Here is a 23951-nt window from a genome sequence, read left to right on the forward strand (position 1 = left end):
TCCGGCCCGCCGCTCGATCGACGAGCTGCGCGCTCTCGCCGAACGCGGCGCAGCGGAGCTGCGCAGCGGAGCCGCCGACGAGGCCTCGCCCGCCGAGATCGTCGCCTGGGTCGCCGCGAACGTCTCCCCCCGCCTCGCCGCCGTCGCCTGCTCGATGGCGGACGCGACGCTCCCGCACCTCGTCGCCGAGGCGATCGGCGGCGTCGACGTGCTGTTCCTCGACACCGGCTACCACTTCCTCGAGACGACGTTCACGCGCGACGAGGTCGCCCGCACGCTCGACGTGCGCATCGTCGACGTGAAGCCCGCGCAGACCGTCCGCGAGCAGGACGCCGAGTTCGGCAAGGACCTGTTCTCCCGGGATCCGGCGCTGTGCTGCGAGATGCGCAAGGTCGCTCCCCTGCACCAGGCCCTCGGCGGCTACGAGGTGTGGTTCACCGGAGTGCGCCGCGAGGAGGCCCCCACGAGGGCGAACACGCCCCTGATCACGTTCGACGAGCGCAACGGACTCATCAAGGTGAACCCCGTCGCGGCGTGGTCCTTCGACGACCTCATCGCCTACGCCACCGCGCACGACGTGGTGGTCAACCCGCTCGTCGCGAACGGCTACCCCTCGATCGGCTGCGCGCCGTGCACCAAGCCCGTCGCCGCGGGCGAAGATCCCCGCTCCGGCCGCTGGGCCGGACTCGCCAAGACCGAATGCGGACTCCACGTATGAGCACCATCGACACCCTCGACCCCACCACCGAATCGGTCCCTGAGCGTCCCTCGTCGGTTCCTGAGCGAGCCGCAGGCGAGACGAAGGACGCTCGCTCGGGAACCGAGCGACAAGATGAAGGACTCACCGGACTCGACCTGCTCGAGGCCGAGGCGATCCACATCATCCGCGAGGTCGTGGCCGAGTTCGAGCGCCCCGTGCTGCTGTTCTCCGGCGGCAAGGACTCCGTGCTCGTGCTGCATCTCGCAGCGCGCGCCTTCGCGCCGGGCCGGATCCCCTTCCCCGTGCTGCACGTGGACACGGGGCACAACTTCGACGAGGTCATCCGGTTCCGCGACGAGACCGTCGAGCGCCTGGGCCTCACGCTCGAGGTCGCCCGCGTGCAGGACTACATCGACGACGGCCGCCTGGCGGAGCGTCCGGACGGCACCCGCAACGTGCTGCAGACGCAGCCGCTGCTCGACGCGATCGCCGCGGGCAAGCACGACGCCGTGTTCGGCGGCGCCCGCCGCGACGAGGACAAGGCGCGCGCCAAGGAGCGCATCATCTCGCTGCGCGACGAGTTCGGGCAGTGGGATCCGCGCAACCAGCGTCCGGAGCTCTGGAGCCTGTACAACGGCCGGCACACGCCCGGCAAGCACGTGCGCGCGTTCCCGATCTCGAACTGGACCGAGCTCGACGTGTGGCGCTACATCGCCCGCGAGCGGATCGCCCTGCCGCCGCTGTATCTGGCGCACGAGCGCGAGGTGTTCCGCCGCGACGGCATGTGGTGGGCCGTGAACGAGCACGCCCAGCCTCGCGAGGGCGAGCAGGTCGAGCGCCGCGTGGTCCGCTACCGCACGGTGGGAGACGCGAGCTGCACCGGCGCCGTCGAGTCCGATGCGGCGACCGTCGACCAGGTGGTCGCCGAGGTCGCCCGCTCCACGCTCACCGAGCGCGGTGCCACCCGCGCCGACGACCGGATCAGCGAGGCCGCCATGGAGGACCGCAAGAAGAACGGATACTTCTGATGAGCACCGACACCACCTCCTCGCGCCCCCTGCTCTCCCGCGACTCCCGCGAGACTCGCGACTCCCGCGAAACTCCAACTGGGCGACGAGACAGCGCCGCAGACGTGCAGTCTCGTCGCGGAGATGAAGTCTCGCGGTCAGGGGCGCGGGAAGCCGGGGGGCTGGGCGACACCACCCTGTTCCGGTTCGCGACGGCGGGATCCGTCGACGACGGCAAGTCGACCCTGGTCGGGCGGCTGCTGCACGATGCGAAGGCGATCCTCGCCGACCAGCTCGAGCAGGTCGCCCGCACCTCGGCCGACCGCGGCTTCGCGCACGGCGAGTTCGACTTCGCGCTGCTCACCGACGGCCTGCGCGCCGAGCGCGAGCAGGGCATCACGATCGACGTCGCGTACCGCTACTTCGCGACCGACGCCCGCAGCTTCATCCTCGCCGACTGCCCCGGACACGTGCAGTACACCCGCAACATGGTCACCGGATCCGCGACGGCCGACGCCGTGGTCGTGCTCATCGACGCGCGCAAGGGCGTCGTCGAGCAGACCCGCCGGCACCTCGCCGTGGTGTCGCTGCTGCGGGTGCCGCACGTGATCGTCGCGGTCAACAAGATCGACCTCACCGGCTTCGACGAGGACCGCTTCCGCGCGGTCGAGGACCAGGCGCTCACGGTCGCCGCCGAGCTCGGCCTCATCGACACGCACGTGATCCCGGTCTCGGCGCTCGAGGGCGACAACATCGTCGATCGGTCCGCGCGCACCCCCTGGTACGACGGTCCGACGCTGCGCGAGCTGCTCGAGACCCTCCCCGCCCGCCAGGCCGAGGAGGATGCCGCCTTCCGCCTCCCGGTGCAGACCGTTATCCGTCCGCAGGGCGGCGTCTCTGCGCTCATCGACGATGCGGAGGCCGAGGACCTGCGCGACTACCGCGGCTTCGCCGGTCGGGTGTCGAGCGGATCCGTCCGGGTCGGCGACCGCGTGCAGGTCTTCCCCGGCGGGCACGAGACGACCGTCACCGGGATCCGCGTCGCCGGCCGGGTCGCGGAGTCCGCGCACACCGCGCAGTCGATCGCCGTCACGCTCGCCGACGAGGTCGACGCCGCCCGCGGCGCCCTCATCGCGACCGCCGGCACGGTGCCGAGCGGGCATGCGGAGGCCGAGGTCGAGATCTTCCAGCTCGACGTGCGGCCGATCGCCCCGGGTGCGCGCGTGCTCGCCAAGCACGGCACGTCGACCGTGCAGGCGATCGTGACCGAGGTGCTCTCGCGCCGCGACCTGGACACGCTCGCCCTCGAGGACGCCGCCGAGCTGGCCGTGAACGAGATCGGCCGCGTGCGGATCCGCTTCGCATCCGCCCTGCCCCTGGAGCCGTACGCCGAGGACCGGGAGGGCGGCGCGCTGCTGCTCATCCACCCGGTCGACGGCGCCACCCTCGCCGCCGCGACCGTCGTCACGGCGGTGTAGTCGGGGTCGTCGAGCGCCCTTCGTCGGATCCTGAGCGAGCGGAGCGAGACGAAGGGCGCCTCGCTCGCTCAGGGGCCGGTACCTGAGCGAGGAGCGAAGCGACAAGACGAAACTCGCTCAACGACCAACAGAAAAGATCCCACCCAAGAACGCCTAAGGAGGCGACAGTGAATCGCAAGACCCGCATCAGCACGGCCATCACGACCCTCGGACTCGCGATGGCGATGCTCGCCGGCTGCGCCTCCGGACAGGCCTCCGCCGCCGACAAGGGCGAGAAGCTCGACACGCTGCGCCTCGGCTACTTCGCCACGGTCACGCACGCCCCGGCCCTGGTCGGCGTGAGCGAGGGCCTGATCCAGAAGGAGCTCGGCTCCACGAAGCTGCAGACCGAGGTCTTCAACGCCGGCCCCGCGGCCGTCGAGGCGCTCTCCGCGGGTGCGATCGACGCGGCCTACATCGGCCCGAACCCGGCGATCAACACCTTCATCAAGTCGGGCGGCGCCTCGGCGCGCGTGATCGCGGGCGCCACCAGCGGCGGCGCCTCGCTCGTCGTGCGCGACGGGATCAACAGCGCGGAGGATCTCAAGGGCAAGACGCTCGCCTCGCCGCAGCTGGGCAACACGCAGGACGTCGCGCTGCGCACCTGGCTCTCGTCGAAGGGCCTGAAGACGAACGTCTCCGGTGGCGGCGACGTCGCGATCACCCCGACCGAGAACGCGCAGACCCTCACTCTCTTCAAGAACGGGCAGCTCGACGGCGCCTGGCTTCCCGAGCCGTGGGCCTCGCGCCTGGTCGTCGAAGCGGGCGCGCACGTGCTTCAGGACGAGCGCGACCTGTGGCCCGACGGGAAGTTCCCGACCACGGTGCTCCTCGTCAGCAAGGACTTCGCCGACAAGCACCCCGAGGCGGTCGAGGAGCTCCTCGCCGGGCACCTCGACTCCCTCGACTGGATCAAGGCCCACCCGACCGAGCTTCCCGGCGTCGTGAACGCCGCCCTGAACAAGGCCACGGGCAAGCCCCTGGCCGACGAGGTGCTCACGAAGTCCCTTTCGGCAGTGTCGTTCTCCGCGGATCCGAATGCGGCCGCGTTCGCGACGCTCGTGAAGAACGGCGTCACCGCGGGCACGCAGACGAAGGGCTCGATCGAGGGCCTCTTCGACCTCACCGCGCTGAACGCCGCCCTCAAGGCACGGAACGAGCCCGCGGTCGACGACGGCGGGCTGGGAACGAAGAAATGACCGCCCCGCTCGCGCCGAGTTTCGACGGGGTCACCCCGGTCCTGCCACCGCCGGATCCGGTGGATCCGGCGGTGCGCCTCGCGCACGTCACCAAGCGGTATGGATCCGGCCCTGTCGTGCTCGACGACGTCTCGCTCGACATCGCGCCGGGAGAGTTCGTCTGCCTGCTCGGCGCGAGCGGCTGCGGCAAGTCCACCCTGCTCAACCTCATCGCAGGCCTCGAGCCCCTGACCTCGGGCTCGCTCAGCGCACCCGACGAGGGCGCGGCCGTGATGTTCCAGGACGCGGCGCTCATGCCCTGGTTGAGCGCCCGGCGCAACGTCGAGCTCGCCCTGCGCCTGCGCGGCGTGGCCCGTTCCGAGCGCCGGACCGAAGCCCTGCGCCTGCTCGGGATCGTGAACCTCGCCGACGCCGCGGACAAGCGCCCGCACGAGCTCTCCGGCGGCATGCGGCAGCGCGTGGCGCTGGCCCGCGCCCTCGCCCAGGACCGGCCCGTGCTGCTCATGGACGAGCCCTTCGCCGCGCTCGACGCGATCACCCGCGACCTGCTGCACGAGGTGCTGGAGAACGTGTGGCGCGAGACCGGTCGCACGATCGTCTTCGTCACGCACAACGTGCGCGAAGCCGCCCGCCTCGGCGAGCGCGTGGTGCTGCTCGGCAGCCGCCCCGGCCGGATCTCGCGCGAATGGCGCGTCGCCCGCACCCGCGGCCGCCGCATCGAATCGCCCGAGGTGTCGGCGCTGGCCGCCGAGATCACCATCGAGCTGCGGAAGGAGATCCGCCGCAATGCCTCTTGACACCTTCCCCTCCGCGAGCGCCGTCCCCCCGGGGTCGTTGAGCGAGGACGGCGCGCCGGCGCCGACCGAGACGAAACGCGGTGCGCTCGCGGGATCGCGCGCCACGGAGCGGGACGACGACCTCTCCCGCCTCGAAGCGGGTCTCGACCGCCTGCAGACCGTCGAGAGCGGATCCGGATCCCGCACGCGCGAACGACTGCGTGCGGTGCTGCCGCCGGTCGGCCTGCTGGTCGTGCTGCTCGCCGCCTGGCAGCTGTACATCGTGATCGCGAATCCCCGTCCGGACAAGGCGCCGAGCCCGCTCCAGGTGCTGGGCGCGCTGGGCGACGCTTGGCAGTCGGGCCGACTGCAGGAGGCCGTGCTCACGAGTCTCGAGCGCGGCGGCATCGGTTTCGTCGTCGCGATCGCCGTCGGCACGCCGCTCGGGCTGCTGCTGGCCGAGTGGAAGCTGCTGCGCCGTGCCGCAGGGCCGCTGATCTCCGGACTGCAGGTGCTGCCGAGCGTGGCGTGGGTGCCCGCGGCGATCATCTGGTTCGGGCTCTCCGACGCGACGGCGTACTTCGTGATCCTGATGGGCGCGATCCCCTCGATCGTGAACGGGCTGCTGGCCGGCATCGACCAGGTGCCGCCGCAGCTGCGCCGGGTGGGCACCGTGCTCGGCGCGAGCCGCTGGCAGGCCGCCACGGCGATCGTGCTCCCTGCGGCGCTGCCCGGCTATCTCGCCGGACTCAAGCAGGGCTGGGCGTTCTCCTGGCGCTCGCTCATGGCCGCGGAGATCATCACCACCGGCGGATCCATCGGGTTCGGCCTCGGGACCATGCTCAATCAGTCCCGCGAGCTGGCGGATCTCCCGGGGGTGCTCGCGACCATCATCCTGATCCTGGCGATCGGCATCCTGATCGAGCTGGCGCTGTTCGCGCCGCTCGAGCGGGCCGTGCTGCGCCGCCGCGGACTTCTGCTCGGAGGCGCATGATGACCAACGGAACCGTCACCCTCGTGGGTGCAGGACCCGGCGATGCCGGCCTGCTCACGATCCGCGGCCTGCGCGCCCTCGAGCGCGCCGACGTGATCGTCGCCGACCGTCTCGGCGCGCGCGCCGTGCTCGACCAGCTCGCGGCCGAGGGCGTGATCCTCGCGGCCGAGGTGATCGACGTGGGCAAGACCCCGGGGCACCACCCCGTGCCGCAGAACGAGATCAACGCCCTTCTCGTGCGGCACGCCCGTGCGGGGCGCGAGGTCGTGCGCCTCAAGGGCGGGGATCCGTTCGTGCTCGGGCGCGGCCGCGAGGAGGCGCTGTACTGCGAGGCCGAGGGCGTCGCCGTCAGCGTGGTGCCCGGCATCACGAGCGCGATCTCGGTGCCTGCCGTCGCGGGCATCCCGCTCACGCACCGGGGCGTCGCCACGGCCTTCACAGTCGCGAGCGCACACGATCCGATCGCGCAGCTGCCAGGCGGATCCGACCACACGGTCGTGCTGCTCATGGGCATCGGCACGCTCGCGCACACGGCGGGGGTCCTGGCCCGTGGCGACCGCGGGGCCGACTGCCCCGTCGCGATCGTCGAGGACGGCTACGGATCCGGCGAGCGCGTCACGATCGGGACGCTCGGCACGATCGCGGGCCTCGCCGCCGTGCGCCAGGTCCGCAACCCCGCCGTCGTCGTCGTCGGCGACGTGGTGCGCCTGAGCCCGTCCGCCACCCCCTCCCTTACCCGCGAGACTGCAACTCCGCGACGAGACAGCGCTTCTGGCGTGCAGTCTCGTCGCGGAGATGGAGTCTCGCGGTCATACTTCGCCCGAACCGACCGAAAGACCCTGCAGCCGTGACCGCTCTGAACACCTCCGCCCCGCTCCGCGTCGCGATCGTCGGCGCCGGCCCGGCCGGCATCTACGCCGGCAACATCCTCGCGAACGCCGTGGCCGCGCGCGCCGGCGGCAGCGCCGCCGACGACACCGGCGTCGCCGAGACCGGTGCCGCGCGCGCCGACAGCGGCGCCGTCGAGATCGATCTGTTCGAGTCGCTGCCCGCGCCCTACGGCCTGATCCGCTACGGCGTCGCGCCCGATCACCCGCGCATCAAGGGCATCGTCAACTCGCTGCACGAGATGCTCGACGCGCCCTTCGACCGGTCCCTGAGCCTGTCGAAGGGCAGGGACCGTTCGGATGGGGACCGCCGCACGATCCGCTTCCTCGGCAACATCGAGGTCGGCCGCGACGTGTCCCTCGACGAGCTGCAGGCCCGGTATCACGCCGTTGTGCTCGCGACCGGCGCGATCCGCGACGCCGCCCTGCGCATCCCCGGCGTCGACCTGCCCGGATCCTACGGCGCCGCCGACTTCGTGTCCTGGTTCGACGGCCACCCGGACGTGCCTCGCTCCTGGCCGCTCGTGGACGAGCAGGTCGCGGTGATCGGCAACGGCAACGTCGCGCTCGACGTCGCCCGCATCCTCGCCAAACTGCCGGAGAATCTGCGCAGCACCGAGGTGCCCGACAACGTGCTCGCGGGGCTCGAGGCCTCCGCCGTCACCGACGTGCACGTGTTCGGCCGCCGCGGGCCCGCCGACATCAAGTTCACCCCGATCGAGCTACGCGAGCTGGGCGAGGTCGCCGGCGTCGACATCATCGTCGACGACGCGGACTTCGCGGGCGTGGATCCGGCCGCCGCGCCCAACAACCAGTTGAAGGTCATGCTGCGCACCCTGAACGCGTGGCGCGATCGTCCGGAGAACCGCGGCGAGAGCACAGGGGCGACCCGGCGCCTGCACCTGCACTTCTGGCATGCTCCCGTGGAGATCGCCGGATCCGATCGCGTCGAGTCGGTGCGGTTCGAGCGCACGGCGCCGGCCGAGGACGGATCCGTCTCGGGCACCGGCGAGTTCGTCGAGTACCCGATCACCGGCGTGTACCGGGCCGTCGGCTACTTCGGTTCGCCGATCGTCGATGCGCCTTTCGACGCGCAGCGCGGGGTCGTGCCGAACGAGGCGGGCCGCGTCGACGGCGTTCCGGGGCTCTATGCGACGGGCTGGATCAAGCGCGGCCCCGTCGGGCTCATCGGGCACACCAAGTCCGACGCGACCGAGACCATCGCGAACCTGCTCGAGGACGCCGAGGCCGGCCGCCTCGTGGCACCCGCCGAGACCGCCGACGTGCGGGAGCTCCTCGCCGAGCGCGAGGTCGAGGTGACCACGTGGGACGGCTGGCTCGAGCTCGACGCGCACGAGCGCGCGCTCGGCGCCGCGCACGCGCACACCCGCGAGCGGGTCAAGGTCGTGCCGCGCGAGGAGCAGGTGGAGATCTCGCGCAGCGGAGCACTCACCCGATGACGTACGTGATCGCGCTGCCCTGCGTGGATGTGAAGGACCGTGCATGCATCGACGAGTGCCCGGTCGACTGCATCTACGAGGGCGAGCGCTCCCTCTACATCCACCCCGACGAGTGCGTCGACTGCGGCGCCTGCGAGCCCGTCTGCCCTGTCGAGGCGATCTACTACGAGGACGACCTCCCCGACGAGTGGACCGACTACTACAAGGCGAACGTCGAGTTCTTCGACGAGATCGGATCCCCTGGCGGCGCCGCCAAGGTCGGCGTGTACGCCTTCGACCACCCCGTCGTGGCCGCGCTCCCGCCCCAGGCGGACGGCCATGACTGACGACGTCTACGACGTGCTCATCGTCGGCGGAGGGCCTGCCGGGCTCTCCGCCGCGCTGAACCTCGCCCGCTCGCTCGCGCGCGTGCTCGTCGTCGACGCGGACCGGCCTCGCAACGCGGCGACCCTCATCTCGCACGGATTCCTCACGCGCGATGGGATCCCCCCGCATGAGCTGCGGCGCGTCGCCCGCGAGGAGCTCGCCGCCTACCCCCAGGTCACGATCCGCACCAGGGAGCGCGTGTTCCAGATCGAGGCCGAGGGATCCGGATTCGTCGCCGAGATCGGCCGACGTGCGCCGGAGGCCAGGGTCGCCGCGCACCGCGTGCTGCTCGCCACCGGCCTGCGCGAGACCCTGCCCGACGTGCCGAACCTGCGCGGCTTCTACGGCGTGAGCCTGTTCAGCTGCGCGGCCTGCGACGCCTGGGAGCTGCAGGGCCGCACGCTCGCACTCATCGGCGAGACGCCGGATCTGGCCGCCCGCGCCCGGCTCATCGCGCGGTGGACCCGCGATCTCACGGTCTTCACGAACGGCGCCGACGTGGTCGACGCCGCGGAGGAGGCCGAGCTCGCGGCCGCCGGGATCGGAGTCGAGCGCAGCCCGATCGCGGAACTCCACGGCGAGCGCGGCGCGCTCACCGGCATCCGCCTCGCCGACGGATCCGAGCACGCGGTCGAGGGCGGCTTCGTGCGCCCGGAGTGGGAGACCGACCTCTCCTTCCTGCCCGCGCTCGCACCCGACCTCGACGCGCACGGCCACCTCGCGGCGGACCGCTCCGGCCGGACCAGCGTTCCCGGTCTCTACGCCGCGGGCGACGTCGCCTCTCCCGGACCGCAGCAGCTCATCGTCGCCGCGGGTGCCGGCGCCAGGGTCGCCGCCGTGATGATCCACGACTCGATCGGCGTCGCGACGGCGCACTGACCCGGCGGGGGAATGCTCCCGCCGGCAATCGTGCAGGACGGGTGCAGGTCTGCAGGACAGATCCGCGGATCCTGTCCTTCGAAGGTGAATCCGTCCTCCAGAACTGAACACGGACGGCCGCCCGGCAACCCCGTACGTTCTGGGCCGATCACGCGCAGAGCGGATGCGGAGGGATCCCCGCTTCCTGCGCGCGTTGCACGAGTTCCCGGTCGAAGCTGAGCATCGAGTCGACGATGCCCTCGAGCTGCAGGACCGTGGCGAGGTGCAGCGCATCCAGCGCTCGCAGCCCGGATCGCGCCTCCAACGCCGTCGCGAGGACGCCGTCGTCAAGAGTGAACAGGGAGATCCGCGAGAGGACCCGCGATATCCGCTCCTCTTCGCCTCCGCGACGCTGCAGTGCGACGGCGAGCTCCAGTTCGAGCAGTCGGGATGACACCAAGGGCTCCGTGCCGGCGAAGAGATCCCGCATCTCCTGAGTCAGCTCCTCGACGATGAGCACCTTGACCGCTGCGGACGTGTCCAGGTAGATCATCCGTTCTCCCCACGGATGTCGTCCATGATCTCCTCCGTCGTGGCTCCGCTCCACATCGGCGTGATCGCCACGCCTCCGCTCGCGACCGCCGGCCTGATCTTCCCTTCGGCGACCAGCCGGTCCCAGGCGCTCTCGCGCGGCGGGCTGATCTCCGCGATCGGCCGACCGCGCTCCGTCACGGTGATGTGCTCACCGGACGCGACGCGCGCCAGGACGCGCGCCGTCTGCTGGTTCAACTCCGTCTTCGTCACGGTTCCCATGCGACCACGGTACGCGGAAACTAGTAGAAGTACTAGATATCCACGCCGCCCACCGCACCGTGTCCCACTTTCGGCGGCGCTGTGTCCCACTTCTGGTCGGACGGGGGTGGATATCGCAGCCAGAACTGGGACATGGTCGGTGAGCGACGGCCCCGAACCCGGCCGTCACCCGCCCCACCTACACACTGCACGCGCCCTCTGTGAAGGGCGTTCCTCCTATCGTGCGAGGAGAGCACGTCGCCCAATGGGGACCCACCGGGAAGCGGCGGGCGGGCTCTCGCGTGAGGACCGGGCCACCCGCCCGGTGCGCAGCCGGTGATGCTTTCTGGGGACGGCAGTCAGAGGGACGGGTTCGCGTTGTTGGGGACGACAACAAGCGACGTTCGGCGACCACTCGCCGAGACGATCGATGCGCACGAGCGGCTTGCCGCGGAGTTGGGGACGCTGGGATGGGATCCGATCCTGGTGTCGGACAGCACCAGGATCCAAGTCGAGCAGCTGGGCGACAGCGGCTCGAGCGTGACCCGCGTCTGGAGCACGCCGCTGGCCGTGCGCTGGCGGTCTCGGCAGGAGGCGAGGGGCTGGCGCGCGATCCTGATGGTCGACGGAGCCGGCGAGTTCCGCAGCGCCGGTCGGCGACTGGCGCTGAACGAGGGCGAAGTGCTGCTCACCCGCGATCCCGGGCTCGAGCTCCACAGCGCCACGACGACCGCGATGATGACGGCCACGGGCTCATGGACCCCGGTCATCGAGGCGGCTTTCGGCCTCGTGCGTGACGCGACGACGGCGCTCCGCCCATCACCGGCCGCAGCTGCGCTGTTCGCGGCCTTGATCAACCAGGGCATCGCGGGAGGGGTCGCGGTGACGGACCCCGGCTTCACGGGGTACTGGAGAACCGTCGAGCACTCGGTGTCGTTCCTCGCGCAGTCGGGCGGCAGCTGGGTCCCCGAGGGCCTCTCCCCGGTGAACGCCGAGCTCTTCCGTCGTTCCCTGCGCTTCATGGAGCGCAACTACCATCGTGCCGATCTGTCGATCTCCGAGATCAGCGGGGGCGCCTTCACCTCCGTCTCGACGCTGTTCCGAGCGTTCCGCGCGGCGAACACGAGCCCGCACGCCGTGCTGAGGCACCTCCGCACGACCGCCGCGAGGCACGACATCGCACAGAGCGGCGACCTCGCGGACTTCGCCGCCATCTCGCAGGAGAACGGGTTCCGCTCGTCACGGTCGATGAGGGCGGCGCTCGCGAGCTGAGCTTCCGCACGTCACGACTCCGAACCCGACCGTTCCTCGCGCAGCGCCTTGCGCAGCGCTCGCCCGGTGCCGAACCCGGAGGCGGCAGCCACGGCGGCGGCCTCAGCGGGGGTCGCCAATGGCGGGAGCAGCATCACGGCGTGACGGACCCGCGTCTGCTGAAGCACGCGCCGCGGAGTCGTGCCCTGAGCGGCGAACGCCCGATACAGCTGGGAGGTCGAGACGCCGAGGTGCACCGCGATCTGCGCCGAGGTGAAGGCGGGATCGGCGTAGCGCTCGGAGATCAGCGCGGCGGCCTTCTCGATCAGGGTTCGCGAAGCGTCTCCTTGCCGTGAGGGCACCACCGTGCTCAACAGAGCGGATGTCGCGGAATCGATGGCGGCGAGCCAGGCGTCGAGCCCGAGAGCGTCCTCCACATCCCGCTGCTCGAACGTCGCGTTGACCATGGCAGTGAGCACCGCGGCATAGTGCTCCGGCGGCCGCAGGTGCCGGGGGACCTCGTCGGGCGATGCGCCGGGAGGCAGGATCCGGCTCCACCGATGCGACACGTGGATCGCCGCCACGGGCGTCGACGCGAGGATCTCGGCGCCCCTCGACGCGTCATGGATGAGGAGGGTCCCCGGCTCGAACGGCTCGGATCCGCCGTCGGCCGCGCTGACGCCGCTGCCCTCCACGATCAGGGACGCACGGAACCGGCTCGGATCCTCGACCGCGATCGGTCTGACGGCGTACCGACACGGCGTGTGCCAGATCCGCGCCACCGAGAAGTCGTCGGCGAGCAGCAGATCGCCTCCTGCGCGCAGGTTCGCGGGGACATCATCGAGCTCCCATCCGACCCGGGAGAAGAGCGCCACGGCGGCCGCGCCATCCTCATCGAGGTCGAAAAGTGCCTGCATGTCGATCACGCCGGAACGGCTCCCCCTTCTCCTGCACCGCACGGCTCCGAACCACGCGGATGTTCGCGATGAGGGTTTCAGATTGGCACAGACCGCGAGAGAAATCGCACGACCAGGGCAAGTGGAATTCTGACGTCGCCCGCGAGCAGATTCGACACCTTCTTCCCCACGTGTGCACCCGATGTTCCTATTCCGCCGCCCGATTCGGTCGGCCGAACCCGTCGCCTCAACGATGTGGATGACCCGAGCAGGCCGAACCGCCGCCCACCGCGACTCCCATCCGCGGAACGCGTCGTCGGTCGCGCCCGCGCGGGGTTCCGAACCCGACGATGACATCAGGAGTACTCATGCAGGATTTCCAGGGCCCGCGACAGGTGACCCGGCGGACCATCGTGAAGGGTGCCGCCTGGTCGGTGCCCGTGATCGCCGCCGCAGCCTCCGCTCCGCTGGCCGCCGCGAGCACCACAGGCACGCCCGGTTTCACCGAGACCCACACCTTCCTCAACTTCAACTACGAGGCGTCGAAGTGGTGCGCGAACGGTCAGGCCTTCCGGCCCGCCTCCATCGACGGCAGCATCGCCGATGGCTTCGTGTTCCAGTACAACGATGCGAGCGGAAACCCGCTCGCAGGCAAGAACATCACGCTGGTGATCGACCGCCAGAACTCCGGATCCTTCTGGTTCGTGACCGATCCCTTCGCCGGCGATGCCCGTGGTGCGCAGCTCACCACGATCACTCTGCAGACCGACGCGAACGGCACGCTCAAGCTCGACAGCTCCGTGCCCGGCATTCCCGTGTCCGGCAGCCCCGCCTACAGCAACTGGGGCTACCTGCGCTACGGCTCCGGATCGAGCAACGCCAACCTGTCGCTGCAGGCGTGGCCCACAGAGGATCCGTCGAAGATCATCGTCCTCGATATCTCGAACGGCTCGGAGGGCAAGCACCCGCACCCGGGCAACAAGACGCGCAACTACGACGGTGGCCAGGCCTGCTGACGTGATGCGCGCCTCACATCCGCTCCGCGGACGGTAAGGCGCTCCACCCCACTGTTCCGGTGGCGGGGTCCTTCCCTCCCTGCACCCCGCCACCGCCACCGCCACCACTCGCCCTGAGGGGATGCTGATGTCACGTCGTTCCCTGTTCTCCCCCGGCGCCATCACCGGGACGAATAGGTCGCCATTGTGTCGCTCGAGGTTCGGTGAAGTCCTGTGAGGCGGAAGAATCTGGGCATGTCAGACGATCCACCCACGGGAGCCTTCGCCTCGGCTCTGAGCGCGGCGCTCGCGCGCAAGCAGATCCCCCTGTCGGAGTTGCGCGACCGGCTCATCAGTCGCGGCCACTCGATCTCCCTCACCGCGCTCTCTTACTGGCGGTCAGGGCAGCGGCTCCCCGAACGACGGCCTTCCCTCGAGGCGCTCCCCGCGCTCGAATCGATCCTCGACCTCCCCGCGGGGTCGCTGTCGAAGCTGGTTCCGGGACCGGTCGCGCGCCGGCTCGGACACGTCGAACGGTTCGACAGGCTGCTGGACTATCCGGTCAGGGATGCCGAGGACGACAGCAACCTGCTGGGCGAGAGTGACATCTCCCGGGTCATGACGCACGTCAGCGTCCGCGTCGGCCCGCAGCGCGAGATCCTCTGGGCCCGCATGAGGAGACTGGTCGTCGCCAATCGGGACGGGGTCGAGGGCTTCACGATCTTCATGGCGACCGATGCGGACACGGGAGCGGAACCCATACGCTTCGAGGCGCTCGCAGGCTGCACGGTTCATGAGGACCACCAGGCGGCCCACAACGTGAGACGAGTGAATCTGCGTTTTCCGCGCCCTCTGATGCTCGGAGAGTCGGCGCTCACCGAGGTCGAGACCGTCCAGGTGCACGAGGGAGGACTCGATCTGACGGACGACTACGAGATCCTGGCGGAGCAGAGACTCGAGGAAGCGCTGATCTGGGTGACCTTCGACCCGGACGCCGTCCCGCCCCGCTGCTGGGTGTACTTCTCGGAGGCCGGCCTGAAGCACGAGTGGCCCGTCGATCTGGACGGGACGTTCTCCGTGCACTACCGGCAGCGGGACTTCGGTCCCGGCGGCTTGGGCATCCGCTGGGAGTGGTGACCGCCTCAGATCCCCCTCAGGACCGCGACACGGCAGCGTCGAGCACCGCCACCAGCGGCTCCGGGATCCGGTCCGGCGGCAGGACCGCCACCACATCGGCCGCGAAATGCGCCTTGCGGCCGCTCGCGGTGCCGGCGAAGCGATGCAGCTGCGCCTCGACCGAGCGCACCCGCTGCGCCGGCTGCCCCTGGAAGACCCGGAACAGGGCCAGCTCACCGCGGGCGGCCAGCGTCTCCAGCACCAGCTCCGGACCGGCGGCGCGGATCACCTCGTCCTCGAGGTCGCGCTCGCAGCCGAAGAATCCCGCCCGGGCGATGACGGCCGGATCCGTCTCGCCCTCGGCCAGCAGTCCTCCGGCGATCAGCGCGCCGATCACGTAGCGCAGTTCGGCGGCGTCGTAGAGCCCGCGGACGGGCACCACAGGATCCCTCCGCTCCAGCCAGGAGCGCAGGTTCGTGATGCCGCCGAGCGAGACCACGTCCGCACGGAGGTCGTCCCCGCGAACGCGCGCGGCGGTGAGGAGGGCGAGCCGATCGCTCTCCCCCTCGACGAGCACGACGGGCAGCACCATCCCCCGACGGTACCCGGCACCGCGTGCTGCGGCGCCGCGGATCGCGGATCCCGCACCGGCGCGCCGCTACCTCTCGTTCACCGGCACGCACGAGACTTCCTGCATGAGCAACGGCGATCATCCCGAACCCCAGGCGACTGCGAACAGCGGCGCCGTCGCGGTCGTGGGCTTGGACCTCCGCGGCGACGAGCCGGCGCCGAAGAAGCAGATCTACTCCTGGGCGCTCTGGGACTGGGCGACGCAGCCGTTCCACTCGGTGATCCTGACCTTCATCTTCACCGCTCTGTATCTGACGACGAACGCGTTCCTGCCGCCCGAGCTCGCGCAACTCGACAAGACGGATCCGGCCAGGGTCGCCGGGATCGCGGAGCTCACGAGCGGCCTCGGGCTCGGCGGCACGATCGCCGGTCTTGCGATCCTGCTGCTCGCGCCCGTGCTCGGGCAGCGCGCCGACGCAGCAGGCCGGCAGAAACTGTGGCTCGGGATCGGCACCGGCGCCCTGATCCTGTGCATGCTCGGACTCTGGTTCGTCACACCGACGCCGTCGCTGTTCTGGCTGGGGGTCGCCCTGATCTCCGCCGGCGTCGTGTTCAGCGAGATCGCCTCGGTCAATTCGAACGCGATGCTCATCTCGATCGCGAGCCCCAAGACGGTCGGGCGGATCTCGGGCCTCGGCTGGGGCTTCGGCTATCTGGGCGGCATCGTCGCTCTCGTCCTGGTGATCGTGTTCTACATGTCGGACTGGTTCGGGCTCTCCGCGGACGGCGGGCTCCCGTTCCGCATCATCGCGGTCGGCTGCGCGGTCTGGGCGATCGCGTTCTCGATCCCGATCTTCCTGAACGTGCCGGAGCCGTCGCTCGGCCGTCCGGATCGGAAGGTCGGCTTCTTCGCCTCGTACGTACTGCTCGTGAAGGACGTGATCGGCCTCTACCGCAACCCCGGCACGCGCACGACGTTCTGGTTCCTCGTCGCGAGCGCGGTCTTCCGCGACGGCCTGAGCGCGGTCTTCACCTTCGGCGCCGTGATCGCGAGCACCGTCTTCGGCTTCGACTTCATCCATCTGGTGATCTTCGGCGTCGCCGCGAACCTGATCGCCGGTGTCTCCACGATCCTGGCAGGCCGCCTCGACGACCGCTGGGGCCCGAAGCGGCTGATCATCATCTCGCTCGCCTGCATGATCGTGTCCGGCATCGCGGTGTTCGCGCTGGTCGACACCGGCCAGGTCGCCTACTGGATCGGCGGTCTGATCCTGTGCGCGTTCGTCGGACCGGCGCAGTCCGCGGGGCGCTCGTTCCTGGCCCGGGTCACACCGGCCGGCCGCGAGGGCGAGGTCTTCGGCCTCTACGCCACGACCGGCCGCGCCGCGAGCTGGATCGCCCAGGGCGCCTGGACGGTGCTGATCGTCCTGACCGGGAACACCAAGTTCGGCATCCTCGGCATCGTCGCGGTGCTGCTGGTGGGCCTGCTGCTGCTCCTGCCGGTCAAGGAGACGCGGCGGAGCGTGCGGCTCTCGCACTAGGCCCGATCTCGGCGGAGAACGGACCGCGTCCGTCCGCCCGGCGGATCCCTACGCGTCGAGCGCGACCACCTGGCCCGGTGCCGCACCCGCGGCGCGCAGCCGATCGCGCATCGCCCGCGCAGCGAGAGCGTAGGGGCGCTCGTCCTGAAGGAGAAGCGAACGCGAGTTGGCCTCCTCGTTCAGCGCGACGAGCTCGAACGCCAGCTGCTCGGCATCCGCTCCGGCGTCGAGCTCCCCCGCCGCGATCCCGTGCCGCACCTGCGCCTCGACGTAGCCGTACCAGTCCACGAGGGCGGAGCGCACGGCGTCCCGCACCGGACCGGGTTTGGAATCCACGTCTGCGGCGGTCGCCGCGAAGAAGCAGCCGCCCGTGAAGACCCGGTCGCGGGAGTAGTCCAGGGCGTTGCGGAGCAGGGCCGACAGCCGCCGCACCCCGCGGGGCTCGACGCGTGAGCGCTCAACGATGAGCGCGGTGAAGATCTCCCGCGCGGCGGCGATCGTCGCGAGCTGCAGCCCCTCTTTGCTCTGGAACAGCGTCGCGATGCTGCTCTTGCCCCGCCCGGACGCCGTCGCCAGCCGCCCGATCGTGAGGCCGTCCAGGCCATCCACCGACGCGATGTCGGTCGCGCTCTCGAGCACGGTGCGCCGCGAGGCATCGCCGCGCAGGCGACGTCCGTCGGACGCCGGACCCGGTGCGATCCCGGTGCCGGCCGTTGCGTTGAGGGCGACTTTCGACATACCCCTAGTGTACGAACGATCGTTCGCTTATTCTACGTATGACCGTTCGTATTCTTTGTCCGAGGGGGAACCCATGCCCGCTTCCGCCCGCCTGATCCTCGGCGGCATCCGCGCCGCCGGCGCCGTGTCACCGCGCCTCGCCGGCCGCCTCGCCCTGCGCCTGTTCTTCACGACGACCCCGCGCATGGCCGTGCGCGACTCCGACCTCGCAACGCATCGGGACGCCCAGCGGGAGCGGATCCCGCTCCGCGGATCCGAGATCGCCGCGTACCGCTGGGGGCGCGGCGAGCGCGCCGTGCTGCTGATGCACGGCTGGCAGGGGCGCGCATCGCAGTTCGCCCCGCTCGTGCGCGAGCTCGTCGCCGAGGGCTTCCGGGTGGTCTCCTTCGACGCTCCCGCGCACGGAGACTCGCCGGGACGGAGCACCGACCTTCGAGACTGGGTCACCGCCGCGGAGCAGCTGCAGCGCAGCGACGGCCCGTTCCATACGATCGTCGGCCACTCCTTCGGCGGGCTCGCCGCCCTCACCGCCGCACGGACGACCGTGCCCGCCTCCCGCGTCGCGGTCATCGCCGGCGCCTCCGCGCCGACCGCGTTCCTCGCGGAGTTCTCCCGCATGCTCCGCCTCGAGCCCGCGGTCGCCGCGCGCTTCGAGCAGCGGTTCGGGGCGCGATTCGGCCTCGACCGGGAGGGGATCGCCGCGGCCTACGACGCGGTGCAGGACCCGCTGCCCTCCGGCACCGAGCTCCTCGTGGTCCACGACCGCGCCGACCGCCGCATGCCCGACGCCGATGCCCTGCGCCTGCACGCCGCGCACGCCGGCCGCTCGCATCTGCTTCGTACGGACGGATTCGGGCACAACCGCGTACTGCGGGCGGATCCGGTGCTCGACACGGTCGTCGCCTTCGCCGGCGCAGGGATCGCGGGCGTCACGGCATCGGAGCCGCAGGTCGCCACCGCCCCCTGAGCGGCACCCCGCCCGGTCAGCGCCAGTTCGCGGCGACCTTGGCGAGCAGGCGCGCGAACTCGGCCTGCTCCTCGGCCGTCAGCGCCGACATCGCGCCGCGCAGCGCCTCGCGCCGGTCGCCGCGGACGCCGCGCCCCATCCGCCGCCCCTCGTCGGTGAGCACGATCCGCGTGCGGCGGGCGTCGTCCGGATCCGCGTCGCGGCGCAGCCAGCCCCGCTCCACGCCCTGCTGCACGAGACGCGAGGCGCGCGGCTGATCCACGCCGATCGCCTCGCCCAGCGCGCTGACGCTGAGCGGCCCCGAGGCCAGCGCTTCGAGCATGCGCAGCCGCGCGGGCGCCTCGCCGCGCCCGCCACCCCAGGAGCCGGCGCCTCGCCCGTGCGGATCGGCGTGCGGACCGCCGTGATCGCCGTGATCGCCCCGGGCGCCGTGCGGCCCGCCGCGCCCGCGGAACCCCTCGCCGTACCGCGGGTCCCCGTCATGCATCCCGTGGCGGTGCTCGCGGGGCGGTCGTGGTCCGCGTCCACGCAGCAGGCCGAGCGCGGCGACGATCGCGTCGAGCGGATCCGGGTTCTCGGCATCGTGAGGCATCCTCCGATTTTACATGCGACTTGACATGGATCCCAATTGCATGTCACACTGCATGTACATGGCAGATGACATGGATCCGGAGAACCCGGAGAGACGGCCGCCACAGCGACGAGCCGCCGTCATCGCCCCGATACCTGAAGGACTTCGCATGAACAGCACAGACAACACCCCAGAGAACACCCCAGAGAACACGCCCGCAGACCGGAGCCGCCCGTTCGGCTTCTGGATCACCGCCGTCGACCGCCTGCTGGCGGCCGAGTTCGCCACCGCCTTCGAGGACGAGGGGATCACCCGCCGCGACTGGCGGATCCTCAACGCCGTCGACCGCACCGTCCCGCTCGGGCGGGACCTCCCCGACGGCAAGGTGCGCCACCTGGCCGCCCTCGGCTGGGTCGAGCCCGGCCCGGACGGCTGGACGCTCACTGCAGAAGGCGCCGCCGCCAAGGCGCGCCTGAGCACCGCCGTCGAGGAGATCCGCGCGCAGGTCGCCGGCGCCCTCGACCCCGAGGAGTTCGCCACGATGGCGGCCGCCCTCGAGAAGCTCGCCCGCGGCCTCGGCTACGAGGAGGGCACGCGCCTTCCCCGTCGTCGCGCCGGCGAGCGCCGGGGCGAGGGCCGCGACCGTCGTGAGCACGGGCACCGCGGTCGCGGTCACCGCGGGCACGATCGTCACCACGGCGACCACCACGAGGGAGAGTTCGGCGAGCGCTTCGCGCGCCACGGCGAGCGCCCCTGTCATGAGGACGGCTTCCGCGGCGGCTACCCCGGCGGCTTCGCACACGACCGCTTCGGCGGGCGTTCCGGCGCCGGTCGCGAGCGGTCGAACCGCGAACAGCTCCGTCACGAGCACCTCCGTCACGAGCACCGCTGCGGCGGGCACGCGGACGGCGAGCGCCTCCCCCGTGAGCACGGACGCGGCGAGCACCCGTTCCGCGGGCACGGTGCACCCGGTCACTCCCCTGCCCACCTCCACATCCACCTGCACGACGGCCGCCACCGCAACGGCTGACCTCGCGCGTCCGATCCGGCCCCTGCCCGCACTCCGCGGCGGGGGCCGGATCCTTCTGTCCAGCTCTCGGTCGACGACGCCCTCGTCCGCGGGGCGGAATAGAGCCCGCGGGTGCACGGTTTCCCTTTCACATGACCCTTATCGCTCCCGACCGGATGCCGCCGCTGCACGCCGTGCCGGACGTGGCGATGCAGGCCCGCGGCGCGGTCGACGCCCTCCTCGCGACCGTCGATGTCCGGCTGCGGCGGCAGGTGCGCATCGCACCGGATCCCGCCGAGACCATCGCCCTGGATCGCAACGCGCTCTCGGTCGTCTATGTCATCGAGGGCGCCGTGCACACCCGCTGCGGCGACAAGCCGATGTCGCTCGCGCACGGCGACGCCATGCTGACCCCCGGCCGGACGCCGATGTCGCTCAAGACCGACCCCGGCACGCGGATCCTGGTCTCCACGCTCATCCTCGCGCCCGCGGCCGCGCACGTCGCGGACGCACTGCCCGACATCGCCCTGGTGCGCGACTTCGCCCACCACGAGCCGGCCGCTGCCGCCCTGGCCGCGCAGGTGGGGCTCGACCTCACCGCGCTCCCGCTGGAGACCGCCGCGCTCGAGGAGGCGAGTCGCGACGGCGACGCCGTGATCTGCCGCATGATGGCGAACACCGTGCTGGCGTCGGTGATCCGCGCATGGGCCGCGCACGGCTGCGCCCCCGCGGGCTGGCCCGCGCGCACGAGCGACCCGTTCCTGGAGCGCGTGATCGAGGCGATCCACGCCGCGCCGGGACGCGACTGGAGCGTCGAGGGCATGGCCAGTGTCGGCGCCATGTCGCGGACGGTGTTCGCCGAGCGGTTCCGCGCCGCGTTCGGCACCTCGCCCGCGAGCTACGTGACCGAGGTGCGCATCCGCGCCGCGCAGGACCGTCTCGCGCTCGGCTGCCTGGTCAGCGAGATCTCCCGCGACCTCGGCTACAGCTCCGACGAGGGCTTCAGCCGCGCGTTCCGCCGCCGCACTGGGCAGACCCCGTCCGCCTGGCGCGAGGCCCGCACCGCCTGACAGCGGCCGGATCCGGTCGGATCCCCGCCTCGACGTCGAAGGACGATGGCCACTTCTGAGGATGGATCCGCTCGGATCCTCCTGCAGAGTCGCCATCGTCCTTCGGAGTTGCGGGGCCGACGCCCGGATCAGCGCTCCGCGCGGGCGCTGATCCGGCTCGAGAACCCGAACAGCACTGCACCGACGACGAGCACGGCCGCGCCGATCACGTAGACCTGACCGATCCCGATGCCGTCCACCAGCAGGCCGCCGATGCCCGCGGCGATCATGATCGCGGCCTGGAACCCCATGACCACCAGGCTCCCGCCCGCCTCGAGCCGGTCCGGCATGCGATGCCCGATCCAGGTGTTCACGATGAGCAGCCACGAGGCGAAGAAGAAGCCCCAGACGAACGCGACCACGCCGATCGCCCACAGCGATCCGACCAGCGCGTTCATCAGCAGCACCATTCCGGCGATCACGAGCGGGGTGATCACGGCGAGCGTCCGGTAGCGGCGGTCGACGATGACGCCGATCGCGATGTTCCCGATGAAGCCGCCGATGCCGAACAGGGCGAGCAGCAGGATGATCGTTCCCTCGGTGATCGCGCCGCCGCCCTCGTGGACCCGCTCGAGGGCGACCCGGATGTACGTGTAGGCGATGAAGTGCCCGAGCACGACGAGCACATGGCCGACCACGCCCAGACCGATGCCTCGACGACGGAACGTCTCGACCAGGGTCGACAACCGGGCGGTCCCTTCCGCGGGCACGCTCGGGAGCAGGATCCGCAGAAGGACCGCGAGGACGACGCTGGCCGCTGCGGCGATCCCGAACACCCCGCGCCAGTCGAGCACCTGGCTGAGCAGCACGCCCGCCGGCACACCCGCCACCGTCGCGAGCGATACGCCGGCCGAGTTGAACATCATCGCCCGGCCCAGGCGCTCCGGCCCGGCGATCCGCGCCGCCACCGTCACCGACATCGCCCAGAAGCCGCTCAGTGCGGCGCCCAGCAGCACGCGTGCGACGAGCAGGAGCGGCAGGTTCGGCGCGACCGCGACGATCAGATTCGAGACGGCCGCGCCGATCGCCATCCACACCAGCAGCGAGCGCCGGTCCAGACGGGGCAGCATGAGGCCGATGGTCGGCGCCACGATGAGCCCTGCGAGCGCCGTCACCGTGACCATCTGGCCGGCCTGGCCGGGTGTGACCCCGATCTCCGCCGCGATGTCGGTGAGCAGACCACCGGGGAGGAACTCCGCAGTGACGAGCAGCAACGCCGTCGCCATCATGGCGAGCAGGGCGCCGTAGTTCAGCCGGCGCGGGGCGGCGGCTGCGATCGTGGGCACAGGGGCGGTCGTGGTCATGCTTCCAGCCTTCCGTGTTCTTCGCGCGGGCGCCCGACCGTGCGTCCGGCGGATCCGACCGATCGTCCGGATCGGCCGACGCGCGCGAGCCCCGTGTTCGTCAGACGAGCGGCAGCACGGCCGGAAGCGCGGCGGCCGCGATCGGGAACGGCCATGCGGCGTTCCCGATGAGCACGGCGATCAGCACGATGGCGCCGACCAGCAGCACGACGAGGAACAGGAACACCAGCCCGACGAGCAGCGGGTAGTTGCCGCCCACGCCCTCCGGGGCGAGCGGCGGCGCTGGTCGCTCCGGCGGAAGCGCCGGGAGCGGCGGCAGCCCCGAGGCGGGACCCGGATCCTCCAAAGGAGCCGGATCCTCCACGGGAACCGGAGTGCGCGAGCCCTCGGCATCGGCGACGGCCGGCCTCCCGGGCGCGGGCACCGCCTCGCCGAACGCCGCGGGGTCCGGCGAGGCCAGGAGCTCCGCAAGCCCCGGAGTCTCCTCCGCCGGGGCGGCCTCCGCGGGCGGGGCGAGCAGGTCGGCGAGCGCCGTGCTCTCCTCGGCCGGAGCGATCTCGGGATCGGCCAGGAGGTCGGCCAGCCCCTCGCTCTCCACAGGGGCAGGGGCCAGCTCGGTGTCGCCGGCGGGCGGCGCCGCTGCGGGCTCCGGCGCGACGGACGGCTTCGGTGCGGACTGCGCGTCCGGGTTCGGATCCGTCTCGTCCGCGCTCATGTCAGCCTCCGGTGGATCCCGCGTCGGTGACGCCGACGTCGGTGCGATGGAAGTTCTGGAAGGAGCGTGACGCCGTCGGGCCGCGCTGCCCCTGGTAGCGGTTGCCGTACGGACCGGATCCGTAGGGGTTCTCCGCCGGAGACGACAGCTGGAAGAAGCACAGCTGGCCGATCTTCATGCCGGGCCAGAGCTTGATCGGCAGGGTCGCGACGTTCGCGAGCTCGAGCGTGACGTGCCCCGTGAAGCCCGGGTCGATGAAGCCGGCCGTGGAGTGCGTGATGAGCCCGAGACGCCCCAGCGAGGACTTGCCCTCGAGACGGGCGGCGACATCCTCCGAGAGCGACACCTGCTCGAACGTCGCACCGAGCGCGAACTCCCCCGGGTGCAGCACGAACGGCTCATCCGGCTCGACCTCGATCAGCCGCGTCAGTTCGGGCTGGTCCTCTCCCGGGTCGATGAACGGGTACTTGTGGTTGTCGAAGAGGCGGAAGTAGCGGTCCAGCCGCACATCGATGCTCGACGGCTGGATCATCGACGGTTCGAGCGGATCCAGTCCGATCCGTCCCGTGTCGAGCCCCGCCCTGATATCCCTGTCGCTCAGCAGCACGGTTTC

At 71.3% G+C, this 23951-nt stretch carries 26 protein-coding genes; 17 read left to right on the forward strand and 9 right to left on the reverse strand.

Annotation, left to right across the window (positions count from 1 at the left end; translation table 11 throughout):
* The first annotated feature begins 16 nt into the window (after positions 1–16).
* The 10 genes from CQ044_RS10835 (at position 17) to CQ044_RS10880 (ending at position 9785) form a co-directional block, all read left to right on the forward strand.
* Complete coding sequence (locus CQ044_RS10835; RefSeq protein ID WP_258133269.1) at positions 17–718, forward strand: phosphoadenylyl-sulfate reductase; 702 nt, start codon at positions 17–19, stop codon at positions 716–718.
* Positions 715–1728: a sulfate adenylyltransferase subunit CysD gene (gene cysD, locus CQ044_RS10840; RefSeq protein ID WP_105688482.1), complete on the forward strand. Its 1014-nt coding sequence runs from the start codon at positions 715–717 to the stop codon at positions 1726–1728. The genes CQ044_RS10835 and cysD overlap by 4 nt, the downstream gene beginning before the upstream one ends.
* Complete coding sequence (locus tag CQ044_RS10845; RefSeq protein WP_105688483.1) at positions 1728–3185, forward strand: sulfate adenylyltransferase subunit 1; 1458 nt, start codon at positions 1728–1730, stop codon at positions 3183–3185. Before cysD ends, CQ044_RS10845 begins: the two co-directional genes overlap by 1 nt.
* 167 nt (positions 3186–3352) lie before the next feature.
* On the forward strand, positions 3353–4423 hold the full coding sequence (locus CQ044_RS10850) for an ABC transporter substrate-binding protein (RefSeq protein ID WP_258133259.1): 1071 nt from the start codon (positions 3353–3355) through the stop codon (positions 4421–4423).
* Positions 4420–5220, forward strand: a complete 801-nt coding sequence (locus CQ044_RS10855; protein WP_105688484.1) for an ABC transporter ATP-binding protein — start codon at positions 4420–4422, stop codon at positions 5218–5220. Before CQ044_RS10850 ends, CQ044_RS10855 begins: the two co-directional genes overlap by 4 nt.
* Positions 5210–6193 (forward strand): ABC transporter permease, encoded by a 984-nt coding sequence (locus CQ044_RS10860; RefSeq protein ID WP_105688485.1) that lies wholly within the window; start codon positions 5210–5212, stop codon positions 6191–6193. The genes CQ044_RS10855 and CQ044_RS10860 overlap by 11 nt, the downstream gene beginning before the upstream one ends.
* Positions 6193–7044, forward strand: coding sequence for a uroporphyrinogen-III C-methyltransferase (cobA, locus tag CQ044_RS10865; RefSeq protein ID WP_308736926.1), 852 nt, complete (start codon positions 6193–6195; stop codon positions 7042–7044). Before CQ044_RS10860 ends, cobA begins: the two co-directional genes overlap by 1 nt.
* Positions 7041–8540, forward strand: coding sequence for an FAD-dependent oxidoreductase (locus CQ044_RS10870; RefSeq protein ID WP_105688487.1), 1500 nt, complete (start codon positions 7041–7043; stop codon positions 8538–8540). The genes cobA and CQ044_RS10870 overlap by 4 nt, the downstream gene beginning before the upstream one ends.
* Positions 8537–8866: a ferredoxin gene (gene fdxA / locus CQ044_RS10875; RefSeq protein WP_105688488.1), complete on the forward strand. Its 330-nt coding sequence runs from the start codon at positions 8537–8539 to the stop codon at positions 8864–8866. The genes CQ044_RS10870 and fdxA overlap by 4 nt, the downstream gene beginning before the upstream one ends.
* Positions 8859–9785 (forward strand): NAD(P)/FAD-dependent oxidoreductase, encoded by a 927-nt coding sequence (locus CQ044_RS10880; RefSeq protein ID WP_105688489.1) that lies wholly within the window; start codon positions 8859–8861, stop codon positions 9783–9785. Before fdxA ends, CQ044_RS10880 begins: the two co-directional genes overlap by 8 nt.
* 148 nt (positions 9786–9933) lie before the next feature.
* Here the strand turns inward: CQ044_RS10880 and CQ044_RS10885 are convergent, their stop codons facing one another.
* Positions 9934–10317, reverse strand: a complete 384-nt coding sequence (locus CQ044_RS10885) for a type II toxin-antitoxin system VapC family toxin (RefSeq protein WP_105688490.1) — start codon at positions 10315–10317, stop codon at positions 9934–9936.
* On the reverse strand, positions 10314–10577 hold the full coding sequence (locus CQ044_RS10890) for a type II toxin-antitoxin system Phd/YefM family antitoxin (RefSeq protein WP_105688491.1): 264 nt from the start codon (positions 10575–10577) through the stop codon (positions 10314–10316). The genes CQ044_RS10885 and CQ044_RS10890 overlap by 4 nt, the downstream gene beginning before the upstream one ends.
* Positions 10578–11042: 465 nt before the next feature.
* Here CQ044_RS10890 and CQ044_RS10895 point away from each other — a divergent pair, with 465 nt between their 5' ends.
* The gene (locus CQ044_RS10895; RefSeq protein ID WP_146116780.1) at positions 11043–11828 is read left to right on the forward strand and encodes a helix-turn-helix transcriptional regulator; all 786 of its coding nucleotides are present in this window, start codon (positions 11043–11045) and stop codon (positions 11826–11828) included.
* Positions 11829–11839: 11 nt separating this feature from the next.
* On the opposite strand, the gene CQ044_RS10900 is transcribed toward CQ044_RS10895, so the two are convergent.
* On the reverse strand, positions 11840–12724 hold the full coding sequence (locus CQ044_RS10900; RefSeq protein WP_258133270.1) for an AraC family transcriptional regulator: 885 nt from the start codon (positions 12722–12724) through the stop codon (positions 11840–11842).
* 347 nt (positions 12725–13071) lie between these two features.
* Here CQ044_RS10900 and CQ044_RS10905 point away from each other — a divergent pair, with 347 nt between their 5' ends.
* Together CQ044_RS10905 and CQ044_RS10910 are read left to right on the forward strand one after the other, a co-directional pair.
* Positions 13072–13719 (forward strand): hypothetical protein, encoded by a 648-nt coding sequence (locus tag CQ044_RS10905; RefSeq protein ID WP_105688494.1) that lies wholly within the window; start codon positions 13072–13074, stop codon positions 13717–13719.
* A gap of 234 nt (positions 13720–13953) precedes the next feature.
* Positions 13954–14835 carry a hypothetical protein gene (locus CQ044_RS10910; RefSeq protein WP_105688495.1) on the forward strand — a complete coding sequence of 294 codons (882 nt, stop codon included), beginning with the start codon at positions 13954–13956 and terminating at the stop codon, positions 14833–14835.
* 16 nt (positions 14836–14851) lie between these two features.
* Here the strand turns inward: CQ044_RS10910 and CQ044_RS10915 are convergent, their stop codons facing one another.
* Positions 14852–15406, reverse strand: coding sequence for a hypothetical protein (locus CQ044_RS10915; protein WP_105688496.1), 555 nt, complete (start codon positions 15404–15406; stop codon positions 14852–14854).
* 103 nt (positions 15407–15509) lie between these two features.
* On the opposite strand from CQ044_RS10915, the gene CQ044_RS10920 reads away from it, so the two are divergent.
* The gene (locus tag CQ044_RS10920) at positions 15510–16925 is read left to right on the forward strand and encodes an MFS transporter (RefSeq protein WP_105688497.1); all 1416 of its coding nucleotides are present in this window, start codon (positions 15510–15512) and stop codon (positions 16923–16925) included.
* Positions 16926–16973: 48 nt separating this feature from the next.
* Here the strand turns inward: CQ044_RS10920 and CQ044_RS10925 are convergent, their stop codons facing one another.
* Positions 16974–17663, reverse strand: a complete 690-nt coding sequence (locus tag CQ044_RS10925; protein ID WP_105688498.1) for a TetR/AcrR family transcriptional regulator — start codon at positions 17661–17663, stop codon at positions 16974–16976.
* A 73-nt stretch (positions 17664–17736) separates the two neighbouring features.
* On the opposite strand from CQ044_RS10925, the gene CQ044_RS10930 reads away from it, so the two are divergent.
* Positions 17737–18630: an alpha/beta fold hydrolase gene (locus CQ044_RS10930; RefSeq protein ID WP_105688499.1), complete on the forward strand. Its 894-nt coding sequence runs from the start codon at positions 17737–17739 to the stop codon at positions 18628–18630.
* A gap of 16 nt (positions 18631–18646) precedes the next feature.
* Here CQ044_RS10930 and CQ044_RS10935 read toward each other — a convergent pair whose 3' ends face one another.
* Positions 18647–19222 carry a MarR family winged helix-turn-helix transcriptional regulator gene (locus CQ044_RS10935; protein ID WP_105688500.1) on the reverse strand — a complete coding sequence of 192 codons (576 nt, stop codon included), beginning with the start codon at positions 19220–19222 and terminating at the stop codon, positions 18647–18649.
* Between the two features lie 148 nt (positions 19223–19370).
* Here CQ044_RS10935 and CQ044_RS10940 point away from each other — a divergent pair, with 148 nt between their 5' ends.
* Together CQ044_RS10940 and CQ044_RS10945 are read left to right on the forward strand one after the other, a co-directional pair.
* Positions 19371–20231: a MarR family winged helix-turn-helix transcriptional regulator gene (locus CQ044_RS10940; protein WP_105688501.1), complete on the forward strand. Its 861-nt coding sequence runs from the start codon at positions 19371–19373 to the stop codon at positions 20229–20231.
* Between the two features lie 131 nt (positions 20232–20362).
* Positions 20363–21280, forward strand: coding sequence for a helix-turn-helix transcriptional regulator (locus CQ044_RS10945; RefSeq protein WP_258133262.1), 918 nt, complete (start codon positions 20363–20365; stop codon positions 21278–21280).
* A gap of 128 nt (positions 21281–21408) precedes the next feature.
* Here the strand turns inward: CQ044_RS10945 and CQ044_RS10950 are convergent, their stop codons facing one another.
* From CQ044_RS10950 to dcd, 3 genes are all read right to left on the reverse strand, one after another.
* A complete protein-coding gene (locus tag CQ044_RS10950; RefSeq protein ID WP_105688502.1) occupies positions 21409–22623 on the reverse strand; it encodes an MFS transporter in 1215 nt (404 codons plus the stop codon).
* 100 nt (positions 22624–22723) lie between these two features.
* Positions 22724–23338 (reverse strand): hypothetical protein, encoded by a 615-nt coding sequence (locus CQ044_RS10955; protein WP_105688503.1) that lies wholly within the window; start codon positions 23336–23338, stop codon positions 22724–22726.
* 1 nt (position 23339) lies between these two features.
* Positions 23340–23945, reverse strand: a complete 606-nt coding sequence (dcd, locus tag CQ044_RS10960) for a dCTP deaminase (RefSeq protein WP_045270915.1) — start codon at positions 23943–23945, stop codon at positions 23340–23342.
* Between the last annotated feature and the right edge of the window lie 6 nt (positions 23946–23951).

Source organism: Microbacterium sp. MYb64, assembly GCF_002979495.1.
Taxonomy (GTDB): domain Bacteria; phylum Actinomycetota; class Actinomycetes; order Actinomycetales; family Microbacteriaceae; genus Microbacterium; species Microbacterium azadirachtae_A.

Coding starts and splice junctions, on each gene's coding strand:
- cysD (WP_105688482.1), top strand. CDS start 715: ATGAGCACCATCGACACCCTCGACCCCACCACCGAATCGGTCCCTGAG.
- CQ044_RS10845 (WP_105688483.1), top strand. CDS start 1,728: ATGAGCACCGACACCACCTCCTCGCGCCCCCTGCTCTCCCGCGACTCC.
- CQ044_RS10855 (WP_105688484.1), top strand. CDS start 4,420: ATGACCGCCCCGCTCGCGCCGAGTTTCGACGGGGTCACCCCGGTCCTG.
- CQ044_RS10860 (WP_105688485.1), top strand. CDS start 5,210: ATGCCTCTTGACACCTTCCCCTCCGCGAGCGCCGTCCCCCCGGGGTCG.
- cobA (WP_308736926.1), top strand. CDS start 6,193: ATGACCAACGGAACCGTCACCCTCGTGGGTGCAGGACCCGGCGATGCC.
- fdxA (WP_105688488.1), top strand. CDS start 8,537: ATGACGTACGTGATCGCGCTGCCCTGCGTGGATGTGAAGGACCGTGCA.
- CQ044_RS10880 (WP_105688489.1), top strand. CDS start 8,859: ATGACTGACGACGTCTACGACGTGCTCATCGTCGGCGGAGGGCCTGCC.
- CQ044_RS10885 (WP_105688490.1), bottom strand. CDS start 10,317: ATGATCTACCTGGACACGTCCGCAGCGGTCAAGGTGCTCATCGTCGAG.
- CQ044_RS10890 (WP_105688491.1), bottom strand. CDS start 10,577: ATGGGAACCGTGACGAAGACGGAGTTGAACCAGCAGACGGCGCGCGTC.
- CQ044_RS10900 (WP_258133270.1), bottom strand. CDS start 12,724: ATGCAGGCACTTTTCGACCTCGATGAGGATGGCGCGGCCGCCGTGGCG.
- CQ044_RS10905 (WP_105688494.1), top strand. CDS start 13,072: ATGCAGGATTTCCAGGGCCCGCGACAGGTGACCCGGCGGACCATCGTG.
- CQ044_RS10910 (WP_105688495.1), top strand. CDS start 13,954: ATGTCAGACGATCCACCCACGGGAGCCTTCGCCTCGGCTCTGAGCGCG.
- CQ044_RS10915 (WP_105688496.1), bottom strand. CDS start 15,406: ATGGTGCTGCCCGTCGTGCTCGTCGAGGGGGAGAGCGATCGGCTCGCC.
- CQ044_RS10920 (WP_105688497.1), top strand. CDS start 15,510: ATGAGCAACGGCGATCATCCCGAACCCCAGGCGACTGCGAACAGCGGC.
- CQ044_RS10925 (WP_105688498.1), bottom strand. CDS start 17,663: ATGTCGAAAGTCGCCCTCAACGCAACGGCCGGCACCGGGATCGCACCG.
- CQ044_RS10930 (WP_105688499.1), top strand. CDS start 17,737: ATGCCCGCTTCCGCCCGCCTGATCCTCGGCGGCATCCGCGCCGCCGGC.
- CQ044_RS10935 (WP_105688500.1), bottom strand. CDS start 19,222: ATGCCTCACGATGCCGAGAACCCGGATCCGCTCGACGCGATCGTCGCC.
- CQ044_RS10940 (WP_105688501.1), top strand. CDS start 19,371: ATGAACAGCACAGACAACACCCCAGAGAACACCCCAGAGAACACGCCC.
- CQ044_RS10945 (WP_258133262.1), top strand. CDS start 20,363: ATGACCCTTATCGCTCCCGACCGGATGCCGCCGCTGCACGCCGTGCCG.
- CQ044_RS10950 (WP_105688502.1), bottom strand. CDS start 22,623: ATGACCACGACCGCCCCTGTGCCCACGATCGCAGCCGCCGCCCCGCGC.
- CQ044_RS10955 (WP_105688503.1), bottom strand. CDS start 23,338: ATGAGCGCGGACGAGACGGATCCGAACCCGGACGCGCAGTCCGCACCG.